This is a genomic window from Glutamicibacter sp. FR1 (assembly GCF_047300825.1).
Classification (GTDB): domain Bacteria; phylum Actinomycetota; class Actinomycetes; order Actinomycetales; family Micrococcaceae; genus Glutamicibacter; species Glutamicibacter nicotianae.
In genome coordinates this window covers 3392019-3404214 of sequence record NZ_CP178602.1, presented here as the reverse complement: position 1 = coordinate 3404214, position 12196 = coordinate 3392019, and the positions used below count along the sequence as shown (strand labels likewise).

General features: G+C 54.0%; 9 protein-coding genes. 8 read left to right on the top strand and 1 reads right to left on the bottom strand.

Features of this window, described 5'->3' with window-relative positions; genetic code table 11:
- The first annotated feature begins 516 nt into the window (after nt 1-516).
- The 8 genes from rpmH to ACLQ8T_RS16345 all read left to right on the top strand — a co-directional run bounded on the left by rpmH (nt 517) and on the right by ACLQ8T_RS16345 (nt 6131).
- A complete protein-coding gene (gene rpmH, locus ACLQ8T_RS16380; protein ID WP_073707184.1) occupies nt 517-654 on the top strand; it encodes a 50S ribosomal protein L34 in 138 nt (45 codons plus the stop codon).
- A gap of 64 nt (nt 655-718) precedes the next feature.
- Nucleotides 719-1072, top strand: coding sequence for a ribonuclease P protein component (gene rnpA, locus ACLQ8T_RS16375; protein WP_128470866.1), 354 nt, complete (start codon nt 719-721; stop codon nt 1070-1072).
- Nucleotides 1072-1449, top strand: coding sequence for a membrane protein insertion efficiency factor YidD (gene yidD / locus ACLQ8T_RS16370; protein WP_128470867.1), 378 nt, complete (start codon nt 1072-1074; stop codon nt 1447-1449). The genes rnpA and yidD overlap by 1 nt, the downstream gene beginning before the upstream one ends.
- Nucleotides 1449-2423, top strand: a complete 975-nt coding sequence (yidC, locus tag ACLQ8T_RS16365; protein ID WP_204719769.1) for a membrane protein insertase YidC — start codon at nt 1449-1451, stop codon at nt 2421-2423. The genes yidD and yidC overlap by 1 nt, the downstream gene beginning before the upstream one ends.
- 2 nt (nt 2424-2425) lie before the next feature.
- Entirely contained in the window at nt 2426-2953 is a 528-nt protein-coding gene (locus ACLQ8T_RS16360; protein ID WP_038992744.1) for a protein jag, read from the top strand.
- A 46-nt stretch (nt 2954-2999) separates the two neighbouring features.
- Complete coding sequence (rsmG, locus tag ACLQ8T_RS16355) at nt 3000-3641, top strand: 16S rRNA (guanine(527)-N(7))-methyltransferase RsmG (protein ID WP_066142774.1); 642 nt, start codon at nt 3000-3002, stop codon at nt 3639-3641.
- A 176-nt stretch (nt 3642-3817) separates the two neighbouring features.
- Nucleotides 3818-4741 carry a ParA family protein gene (locus tag ACLQ8T_RS16350; protein WP_239543109.1) on the top strand — a complete coding sequence of 308 codons (924 nt, stop codon included), beginning with the start codon at nt 3818-3820 and terminating at the stop codon, nt 4739-4741.
- A gap of 196 nt (nt 4742-4937) precedes the next feature.
- A complete protein-coding gene (locus ACLQ8T_RS16345) occupies nt 4938-6131 on the top strand; it encodes a ParB/RepB/Spo0J family partition protein (protein ID WP_413455315.1) in 1194 nt (397 codons plus the stop codon).
- Nucleotides 6132-11862: 5731 nt separating this feature from the next.
- On the opposite strand, the gene trxA is transcribed toward ACLQ8T_RS16345, so the two are convergent.
- Nucleotides 11863-12186 (bottom strand): thioredoxin, encoded by a 324-nt coding sequence (trxA, locus tag ACLQ8T_RS16340; RefSeq protein WP_038992752.1) that lies wholly within the window; start codon nt 12184-12186, stop codon nt 11863-11865.
- Nucleotides 12187-12196 lie beyond the last annotated feature (10 nt).

Sequence of the window (12196 nt, the reverse complement as noted above, 5' to 3'; positions counted from 1 at the left end):
TAAGGGCGCCCCGCTTCCGTTCGAATGCAATCTTGGTCACAAGAATCCCGTTCCCAGGCTTCCTAAACGTGGTTTTTTGGACCACGTCTGCATTGATTCTATCCATCATCCACACAGTTATGCACAGCTGCATGGAAAATCAGGGTGTTATTACTGTGGAAAACAGGTTTTCCCATGAAACCAAGCGTTTTTCCTCGCGAGATGACTAGCTGTTTTGTGGAAATATGTGAAGTTTCTTTCGTTATACACAGCCGTAATCCACAACTTTGAGGTAGATTATTCACAGGCCGGCACCCGAGCAGGGGAGCCGGGGCTAAAGTTGCGCGCCAATTTGACCCAGGGCGCATATTTTTCTATTGTTATTCAGTCCTATGCGCACCTTTTTGCGACTTGCTCATTTTGGAAGAGCCCGCGAGAAAGCGCATTTTATAAGAAAACACGAGCGTCATCCTGTTGTTATCGAGCTAGCTGGTCAACGGGTAGTACGCATCATCTAAATCGTTTTGGAGTGTCACCGTGAGCAAGCGGACTTTTCAGCCTAACAACCGCCGTCGTTCGAAGAAGCACGGCTTCCGCCTTCGTATGCGTACCCGTGCAGGTCGTGCCATCCTTTCGGCACGTCGCGGCAAGGGTCGCGCCGAGCTGTCCGCATAAATTTGCGAAGCAGCTCTTGGCAGCATGATTTCAACGCGCTCAGCTAAAGAGCAACGCGAAACAGATGTTGCCTAAGAATCAGCGACTGCGCCTAGCGCAAGACCTTACAGCCACTGTACGTTCCGGTGTCCGAAGCGGACGCCGGAACGTCGTGCTATATGCACGCCCCCGAGTAACCGAAGAGTTCCTCGGCGACAGGTTTGGATTCATTGTTTCCAAGGCTGTAGGTATTGCCGTTAAAAGGAATCTCACCAAACGACGGATGCGAGAGATCGGCCATGAGCTTCGGCGCGTGGACGGGAATGTCGATTTCGTCTTCCGTGCACTTCCTGGCGCTGCCGAACTCTCCTGGGAAGAACTCAACGCCCAGATGAATTCAGCCTTCTCCGCTGTTTTGCGCAAGATCGAGGCGCGCTGATGCGCAAGGATTCAGCTCCGCGTACCGGTTTGCTGTGGTTCATCATCGATATCCCACGCAACATCGTAATCGGGTTGCTCAAAACTTACCGAAAAATCATCTCGCCGCTGTACGGCGATGTATGCCGATACTTTCCTAGCTGTTCTGCCTATGGGCTCGAAGCAGTGACTCAGCACGGTGTTGTCAAAGGCGCCGGATTGACCACTTGGCGGATCCTCCGGTGCAATCCGTGGTCCCACGGAGGCGTCGACCACGTTCCTGAGGGACCGAGGATTTGGCCAGAAGGCAAACTGCCGAGGATCATAGTTCTGAATCATCCTGTGATTCCCGACGATGAAGACGCCGCGGAAAGCGGCCGCAAGGAGCTCGACCACTGATGAACAACTTCCTAGACACGATACTGACTCCGTTTACATACGTAGTCTCGTGGGTTCTGTGGGCCTTCCACGAACTGTTCACCGCGATTGGAATGAACGCGGATTCAGGTGTTACCTGGACCCTGTCGATCATCTTCCTCGTGCTGCTGATCCGTACATTGCTGATCCCAGTCTTCGTCAAGCAGATCAAGTCCCAGCGCGCGATGCAGGCACTGCAGCCTGACCTTCGCAAGCTGCAGGCAAAGTACAAGGGCAAGACCGACCAGCTTTCGCGCCAGGCCATGGTGCAGGAACAGCAGGCGCTGTTCAAGAAGCATAAGACCAACCCGCTGTCTTCCTGCCTGCCTCTGCTCGTGCAGATGCCATTCTTCTTCGCACTGTTCCGCGTACTGAATGAAGCATCGCGCGCTAGCGATGACGGCCGTTCTATCGGCGCACTGTCCGCTGAGCACATCCGCAGCTTCGACGGTTCCACCATCCTGGGTGCTCCACTGTCCGAGACCTTCTTGGGCACCATCAACTCCGGCGCTATTAACTGGGCCGTCATCATCGTTGCCGTAGTCATGATACTTGCCATGACCGCATCGCAGTTCTTCACCCAGCGCCAGTTGATGACCAAGAATATGAGCGAGGAAGCCCTGCAGGGCCCATTCATGCAGCAACAGAAGATGATGCTGTACATCCTGCCTCTGGTCTTCGGCATCGGTGGCATCAACTTCCCAATCGGTGTGCTGATCTACTGGACCGCATCGAACCTGTGGACCCTGGGGCAGCAGTTCTGGGTTATCCGTAACAACCCAACCCCTGGCTCGGAAGCGGAGCGCGAGCTCAACGCCCGCCGTGCAGCCAAGGGCCTTCCTCCAGTAGGCATGAAGAAGGAAGACGCTGACGCCGCTGCAGCAGCCGCAGCGGAGCAGCGGGCCAAGGGCCAGCGTCATCAGCCGCAGCGCAAGAACCGTCGAAAGAAGAAGTAGCCATGACTGCAACTGAGAATATCGACGCGCCCGACCTGGAGAACCAGATCGATGACGATCAGGAAGTTCTGGACGAAGGCGACGTCGCAGCCGACTACCTTGAAGAGCTTCTGGATATCGCTGATCTGGACGGCGACATCGACATCGAAATCCGTGGCGGACGTACCTACATTTCGATCCTTACCGAGGACGATGACGCGTCGCTGGAAAGCCTGGTTGGCAAGGATGGCGAAGTCCTCGACGCGCTGCAGGAACTCACTCGGCTCGCAGTGCTGACTGCGACCGGTGAGCGTTCGCGCCTGATCCTGGACATTGCCGGTTACCGTGCAGAGCGTGCAGATCTGCTGCGCAAGATTGCTGAGGATGCCATTGCCTCGGTCCGCGAAACTGGCGAGAAAGTCCATCTGGATCCGATGAGCGCCTACGAGCGCAAGCTCGTGCACGACGTCATCGCAGATGCCGGACTGCACTCGGAATCCGAGGGCGAATCGACCCGACGCCATATCGTCATCTCGGTACTGGACAGCTAAGAACCATCACGCGTCCGCGCGCTGATCGACCTAAGGACCAACGACAATGACTGAGGACCTCAGCCTTACTGCAGAAGAGACCGTGGCTGCCGAGAAGATTTTCGGTGACCGCTTGGATCTTGCCAAGCGCTATGTAGAGCATCTGGCGACCTCTGGCATTGAACGCGGGCTGTTGGGTCCGCGCGAAGTACCCCGTCTGTGGTCCCGCCACGTGCTCAACTGCGCAGTGATCGAAGAGGTTATGGACAAGGATGCCGAGGTAGCCGACGTAGGCTCCGGCGCAGGCCTTCCAGGGCTTTGCTTGGCAATTGCCCGCCCGGACCTCAAGCTGACTCTGATTGAGCCGCTGGAGCGCCGCTGCATCTGGCTTTCCGAGGTAATTGAGGATTTGGGTCTGACCAATGTCACCGTAATGCGTGGCCGTGCAGAGCAGATGGTTGACGTGGTCAACGCACGCTATGTCACGGCCCGCGCTGTATCCGCATTGACCAACTTGGCCGGACTGACTATTCCACTGCTGCACGGTCAAGGCGAGCTGATTGCGATCAAGGGGCGCTCGGCTGCCGAGGAAATCGCCAAGGCAACTAAGGCCATCCGCAAACTCGGTGGCAAGGAAACCGAAGTGCTTACTGTGGGCGAAACTATCCTTGCAGAACCAACAACGGTGGTTCGCATCAAGGTTGGCTAAGGTTGACGCGATAGTCTGTTAAATAGTTATAGAAGTGAAATGGCTTTTATCCTCGTGTATTCGAGGATGAAGCCATTTCGCAATCTGCATGACTTGTTTTGAATGTTTCACGTGAAACATTATCGGTGCACGCTATGAGTATTAGGCGCACCACTTCACGAGGAGGAGTTTTACCTTTGTCTAAGACTAAGGATTCATCGGATAGCGCGTTTGATTTCAACGACTCGTCCTCGCCCCTGGCTACTCAAATAGCTAGTGAACATCGTCGTCGCGAAGCTTTGGAGGCCCGTAAGGTGCCAACGCCCAAGAAGACCCGCTATTTCACGATTTCCAACCAGAAGGGCGGCGTCGGCAAGACGACGACCACCGTAAACCTTGCAGCCGCTCTGGCCAAGGGAGGACTGAACGTCCTGGTGATCGACATCGATCCGCAGGGCAACGCTTCAACCGCGCTGGGTATCGAGCATCATGCTGAGGTGGACAGCATTTACGATGTGCTAATCAACGACCTTCCATTGTCTGATGTCGTAGCTACATGCCCAGACCTGCCAACCTTGCAGGTCGCTCCTGCGACGATTCACTTGGCTGGTGCAGAGATCGAATTGGTTTCTCTGGTAGCTCGCGAACAGCGCCTGCAGCGCGCCTTGGACGACTACGCTCGGACTCGCCAGCGTGAGGGACTGCCTCGCCTGGACTATGTCTTCATCGACTGTCCACCGAGCTTGGGCCTGTTGACCGTCAACGCCTTCGTTGCCGCCCGTGAGGTTCTCATCCCTATCCAGTGCGAGTACTACGCGCTGGAAGGTCTGAGTCAGCTGCTGAAGAACATCGAGATGATCCAGAAGCACCTGAACTCCAAGCTGACAGTCTCGACGATTTTGCTGACCATGTATGACGGTCGCACTAATCTTGCTGCACAGGTAGCTAACGAAGTTCGGGAGCACTTCCCGGAGCAGGTGCTCAAGGCTGTCATTCCGCGTTCGGTGCGAATTTCTGAAGCTCCGAGCTATCAACAAACCGTTATTACCTATGACCCGAACTCGACCGGCGCCCTGTCGTACTCCGAAGCAGCCCTAGAGATGGCTGAGCGGGGCGCGTAGGCCCGTAGAAGGGCATTTCACCCCCTAGAGTCGTTTACCTTAGGTTTTAGTTTGTTTCAGACGTGACACCGTGGCTGATAGCTAACACTCATTGTGAAAGTCATGGGTGACGCACTGTGCGCATCCCCGGTTCGATGCCAATAAACAGTAGACTAGTCTCGGGCTGAAATTTCGGATGAAAGGGCGTGCGAAAAACATGGCAGACAAGAAGCGGGGCTTGGGCAGGGGACTAGGTGCCCTCATTTCCAGCTCGCCGGCGACCGTAGCTCCAGAGGAGAAGCAGGATGTTTCACGTGAAACATCGCCCGCAGAACCTGTCGCAGAAGCATCGAGGCCACGGGCAGCACGTCCAGTCGATATGTTCTTCGAACCGGGACGCAAGTCCTCAACGCCGAAGGCACCAACTACTGCTGCTAAGCCGGCAAAGCGTGCTCGAGCAACGATGCCTGACTTGAACACAACTCTTGGGACGAAGAGTTCTCCTGTGCGCGAGGATGATGCATCTGCCGAGAAGCCAGCACCTAAGAAGAGGCAGCCGAAGCCTGACACCCCAGACTCTTCGGATCTAGTTGAAGTTCCTGGAGCGCAGTTCGCTGAACTCGACGTCAAGCTCATCCACCCGAATCGCAAGCAACCGCGAACCAACTTCGACCAAGAGCACATGGATGAGCTCATCCATTCCATCCGTGAAATTGGACTGCTTCAGCCTATCGTTGTCCGTCCTTCGCGCGAGAAGGATGACGCCCCATACGAACTGGTCATGGGTGAACGTCGTTGGCGAGCAACGCAGGCCGCTGGCCTGGCGACCATCCCGGCGATCATTCGGGACACGCAAGACACCGATTTGTTACGCGATGCGCTGCTCGAGAACTTGCACCGCTCGCAGCTCAATCCGCTGGAAGAGGCCGCTGCTTACCAACAGCTTTTAGAAGAGTTCAACTGCACGCAGGAAGTGCTTTCCGAACGAATTGGCCGATCACGTTCGCAGATTTCCAACACGATCCGTTTGATGAAGCTCCCTCCTCTCGTTCAACGTCGCGTTGCAGCGGGGGTTCTCTCGGCCGGCCATGCACGGGCTTTGCTTGGACTGTCCAACAACGAAGTCATTGAACAGTTGGCCCAGCGGATCATCAACGAGGGTCTGTCTGTGCGGGCGACTGAAGAGGCAGTTGCCCTGAGCGATGATAAGCCGCGCAAGCCAGCCAAGAAGGCGCGCGAGAACCAGCGTAATGAGCGTTTGGACTTCTTGGCGACATCGCTTGCGGACCGCTTGGACACTAACGTCAAGATTCAACTTGGCAGCCGCAAGGGCAAGGTCAGTATTGAGTTCGCTTCGGTCGATGATCTGAACCGCATCATGCAGGTTATCGATCCGACAATGAACTCGTAATTAGATAGAGAAGGCGCATGTTTCACGTGAAACATGCGCCTTCTCTATCTCCAAAACGCTGTTTCACGTGAAACAAGTATTGGGGAGCGGTGGCCAGTAATTAGGAAGGGTTGAAGGAGAGGTTGGCCAGCGGATGTTGTCACTGCATTAAAATCTCTCGGGACGTACAACCCTGAAGCCTGGATGCAAGGACTTCCTTCGGCCCCAAGAATCAGTACCACGCGAAGACCCAGGCTTTGCGCCAAGTGCATCTCAGTTTGTGTCCACGCCTCCCCATAGGGTCTTCATCGGAGTTGCAACTAAAAACCTCTCGCAACTGACGATGCACCGATCGACACCTGGTGCGCTTCCAAGGAGTTGCAGGAAGAGCAGAGAACCGTCATAAGCCTTTGGGGGAGTGCTCGGGAAGAGTAGTGCACCGAACTCGACTGGGGCACCATCCGCACCTCGTCACCCCGGAGCAAAACCGTCTAAATGTTCCTGTCTGCCGCACGCTCAAGAAGGTCAGGTCTTGATGAAATGGCGTACCTGGTTCTTGGTTGATTCTGTAGCCCTATGCACCTTAACTGCTGGACTGCGACCCCGACTTGGAGGCTGATCACTAGGCAATGGTTCGCTCACGAACAGGATGGGCGCTCCAAGCAAAGGCATACGATAAAAGGGTAGTGACCATCAAGCCAGAGAGTGAATGCATGTCCTTCAGCCGAGAGAACCTGATCCTCCCTTACGCGGGAAAGTCTCAGAATTCTTGACGGAGGTGCCATATCCCGAATGGCTCAATAGTGAATATTCGTGGCTTTGAGAGCCGCTAGAATTCTCGTCCAGAGCCACCGGCCAGCCATAACCGACTCACGGCTGCCTTATGCGAAGGCAGAGCTCCACGTAAAGTATCGGCTGAACGGCAGGCAGGCTTCAAATAGACCCTCAGAGCCTGTTGCCCGGCGACGATGCTCGTGCGAGGCCATGGAAGCTCCTAGCCAGCCCAATTTGATGCTGACGTTTTGTCATCGACGTCGGAGGTGACCATGAGTTGGAGTAAGCAGCGTTCGTAGGACGTAAAGAAGCTGTTCTAGCCCATGAAGGCAGCACCATTGGCTTCGGACTGGCTGGTCGTATTCACCATGTAAGAGCTTAAAATCGGCCCGACCTGGTCAGCTTCTTGGGCGCGATGTTCTAGCCCAGGTTGGGCAACGCGCCTTCTTGTTAGTTGCAGTCGGGAAGAGTAGTTGAAGGACGTGCTCGTCGCTCAGCTTCTCGAGGTGCTTCCAGTTACGAGGACGATATCTGCGGCATTGAAGTCTTCGCCTACGCTGTCGTGAAAGATGCCTTGCGTGGATGCGATGGCGCAGTCTGGCAGACTCTCAGCGCGAGATGGATTAGTCGAATGACTTCGAACTTTCGTACATTGAAAAAGGTTCTGTCCACCATACAGTCGGTTGCGTGGTGGGAGCAGCATATAGGGGGTGGCTCTGACGAAAAATGTTCGGTGGCAATGAGCGACAACGGCGGCGTTTCTCTCTGGTGACTCTAGATCGGAATTGTCGTGGCCCCCAGATTCAGATAATCAGTTTTCTGCGGATCTATGATTCGAGTGAAACTGTCCTATGGAATAGAACGAAAATGCCGACCAGACTGTGCTCGATGAGGAGTTGCTGTGTCGGTCGGTAGGGAGACTACTCCTTCATTCACTGGATCATCCAAAGATGATAAGTTCGCTGCGACTGATTTCCAGTACTCGATCCAGACTCTAGGATTTGATGACTCCACCCTGAATAGGCGTGGTCTTCTAATGCAGCCTTGAAATGATTAGCGTCGATCACGAATCTGTCTAGGCCTATACATTGGACTGATGCACTGTTTACTCTAACGACAAACACCAGTCCGGTGTTGCAACCGCCGTGAGGTCGCTGTTCGAATATTCAGGCTGATAGCCATGCCATAAGAGCAGATGATGAACCGACTTATGAAACGAGGAATAGAATTTCTCTCGGGCATCTTCGCTGTTAGTTCGCTTACGTCATGATTCATGAGAATAAGTTTCACGTGAAACATAGACCCTCCCTCAGGCGGTTCGATCGATATACCCTTGGCTGTGACTGTTGGCCAGGGCTCTGAAGAAACCTATCGAGCAATCAACATGCCGCACCCATCCACGGATCTGCAGGAACTGCAACGTGGACGAGTGATATTCGGTGGCCGTAGTCTGGCTTGCTTGGATTTCTACGTAAGCCTCGGAATAGACCGAACTGGCAGAGTCCAGCAACGAGCGGTTTGCAGACCTGATCAAGAGACGATCTAGACTTTCAAGAGTTGCTGTGAGCCGAACGCAATCTATTCATGGCCATAGTCGGCATTAGTCGGAGATTCATATCCACGCTACGTCCTTGAATGGCTTCGTTTCGATGGCTGTCACTCATTTGCATTCGAATCAGCTTTCAGGACATCGACTTCAAGCTTTTGGGTTGCTGTACATGACTGAATATGGTGAGTACATTCTGCTGGATAGGGGAATGGCATGAACCGGACCCACAATCTAATGGGCGAGCAGTGTTCTTGAGGTCGTGATGAATAATTGAACCTTTGGAGCCATAAATGAGTTCCGGTTCAGAGCCGCCCGTTACTATGCTTCTGCGCCTCTGAGAATTAACGCCTGGAGTCACCATTCCATTCTGACGGGATCACCGCTACCTCATATCACGACTGGGCTCTTCGAAAGGGAACATCTTGAACAGCAGGCAGATGACAAATGGAGACACTCTGGACCGTTGGGCATTGAAAGGGGGAGTGTAGGGTCATGATGGCATCTGGCCGTCAGCCTCTATGGTTATGCGTGCTTTGTGCTCAACTCTGGACTTGGCCAAGTCTACGAGTAAATGATGATGGTATGAGGATCAGAACTTGTTGTAGCCCTTGAATGCGGTTCGATGCTCCTGTCATGTCGTACGTAATCATCGTGCAAAGCTTGAGGTAGGCGCCAGCCTAACCTAGATCCGTATGGTCGATGCTCCAGTACGGTTGGGTGAACACGTTTAGAGTTGGTTGCGGTCAAGGAATTGCAATTAGTAGCGCTTTTGCCGCTCTTGTCCTGAAGGCGCTCTCAGCTTTGTAGGGAGGCGCCGCCTACTTCTATGACTCTGCTGCGGGAGATGCGTCGGGTGTGGACGTGAAGAATCGTCCTGACTAAGACTCGGCGTAAAGCTGGAGCATGAGCGTCATTCGCGCGTGCCGCTGAACATGGCTTGTTCTGCGAGAAAGTCTGTTGCACTGGCCGGGAGTTTATACAGGGTTATTTGGAGGGATAGTGTTTGACAGCTCCGAGTGACAATAATGGAGTACCCCTCGAGCGACTCTGAATTGGAAGGGCGGTGGCTTCCATAATGGCTACATACTCACTTGGACTCAGGCTGAAGACAGCCGCTTTTCGGCGCCGTTTCACGTGAAACATTAATCGATGAACCATACAGGACTTTCGAGACTAACCGCTGGGAACGTGTTTCACGTGAAACAAGGAGAACCACCTAAACGACACCTCGTTTCCAACGCCATGCCCAATGGAATGACCACGCAAGTCACTGGAAGTTCCGTTCAGCTGGAATGGCGAATGATCACAGGTAAATGATCATAGGGGTGGATGTCCTGGCGATAGCCGAGTTGCCAATAACTAGAACTGCATAGGCAGATCGGAAGGGACATCGGGAGCAACTATCCGATGTTCAACGTACGCGGACAGTATTCCGTGCAGGGCGCGCAATCAATGAATCTGGACGTATAACCAGAACGTAATCCCGACCAGCACGCATGGTCTGCCGGGGGCGCAGCACGCTTCATTCGTATGTTGTTGTCTCTAACAGGGGTACGTCTGGTGAGCGTCAAGTGCAGTCATGGAGTGTGATGATCAAACCGCATCTATAAGCGCTAAGAGCACCAGAAGCGCCACTGAAAGCCTTCCATCTACCACTCCGAGTACCAAGAGGTTCCATAGGCTCCTGGATCACTACACGAGCCCACAGATGCTTTGCTGAGAAGAGCAGCGCACTGCTGGCCCAGAACAGGATCAACTGAGCGACAATAGCGTTAGGCCTGTGGCTGTAGACGCTTTGATTTACGCTGATTTTCCGAGACAGTGGACGCGTACCGCAGGCCTATTTGCATGCCCAAGTCATCGAGAGAGAACTGAGTCAAGTGAGCCCGTCTCTGCCGTCGCGCAGCTATGTCGTCACTTGTCCGTGGATCCAGATGAATATTAGAAGCTTTGAGAGCCACCAGTATTGCCGCTCAGGGCCACCCAATATTCTTGTTCAGAGCCACCAGCCGGCCGGGGTAGTCCGACTGCTTGTACTGCGTGCAGAAAATGGGGATGCTCTGTCTTACTGTTGCTCCATGAGCACGATAATAGAACGCGAAATTTCCACGCTGGGTGGTTCTAAAAGCCACTGATCGTGCATCAGAACACTGTAAATTGATGCCCAATGCCCTGGCGACGTCCTCGGTGGATCGATTGCTGCGTCAGGCGCATATTTGCCAGACCAGCGGTGAATCTGTTCGGTTGACGCAGGTGTTGGCTGGTGCTGGGGTGAGTTCCTTGATGTAGCCCCTCTCAGCACGGGCAGACTGCCGTGCATGACGGCTGATACCACATTGGCTGATTATGGGCAGCAGGCAGTTTTGCTGACCCTTAGTGGGCATTATTCGTGGCCGCCGGTGGGCAGAAACTCATGCCCCTTGACAGAGGGGTTTATACAGGGTGGCTCTGAAGGAGAAAATCAGGTGGCTCTGATCGAGAATATGGCGTTTTCAGCTGGTGGCTCTGAACGGCAATATTGGTGGCCCTCAAAGAGTCAAATATTCAATTCAGAGTCTTTGGCGTGGTCGGCGCAGACACGGCGCATCAACGGCTGGGGCGTCGAATCTAGAACCAGTTCCCTCATGCGTGAATGATCCGGTCTGATTGGTCAAACAGGATTCTGCGACCGTTGCGGACTGGGAACAGGTGTTGGCAGATCTGCTCGTGGCCCAGGTCGTTGAGCACCTACCAACGGAGCCAGATAGTGCCTCGGGTTTTGAAGAGTGTAGTTCCACAGCGTCGGAGTTTCCTTGCAAAGACTCTGCCGCCGGTCCTGATGGAACCCCTGCTCTGGATACAGGAAAGCTCGACGCACTCCGGGGCAGCTAATGCATTCAAGAGCCCGGCTCGATAGCTCAGGCTGTCGCATGATGGAAGGATCCTATACAAAGGCGGCACTGAACGGCACGGTCCTGCTCTCTCAAAGAAAAGACTGCCGCATGCGTTTTTAAATCCGCATGCAGCTGCCACTCCTTGAAAGTCGGAGGCGAAGCATTCGGGATCGAGAGCTGGCCGACGGGCAGTCCCTGCAACGCAGAGCAGGTTGCAAAATGCACCGGAACAAACAGCACCGAATCACCGACGCAGGCCTCGAACTTGGCGAGCCATTATCCGAGCAGAAAGTGCGAGCTCGACTCATCGAAACCAAGTATTGATGCATTAAGTCTTAAAATGGTACCAAGAATTCAAAAACAAAGTGTACATATTGATATTTTAAAGTTAATCGTCAAAACGTCTTCAAATCAAAGAACAGCACCCATCTGAGCTGGGGTCAGGGCTGGAACTTACTCCGGAATGGGAGAACTAGCAAGATTTTCACAAGACATCGGTTAAAACAGGAGTGGAGACCTACCTTGCGGTTGGTCTCCACTCCAATGACGTATCGACTTACAGGTATTCTGCGAAGTCCTTCTCGATGACAGCCTTTGGCTTGGCACCAATGGAAGTGGCAACATGCTCGCCACCCTTGAACACGTACACGGCAGGGATGCTGGTGATGCCGTACTTGGCGGCAATTGCCTGGTTCTCATCGACGTTGACCTTCACGACGTCGACCTTCGCAGCGTGCTCTTCTGCGATCTGATCCAGGATCGGACCGAGCTGGCGGCAAGGGCCGCACCATTCAGCCCAGAAATCTACGATGACTGGCTTTTCGGCATCCAGGACATCAGCCTGGAAGGTTGCTTCAGTTACTGCTTTTGCGTTGCTCATGAGAGACAAC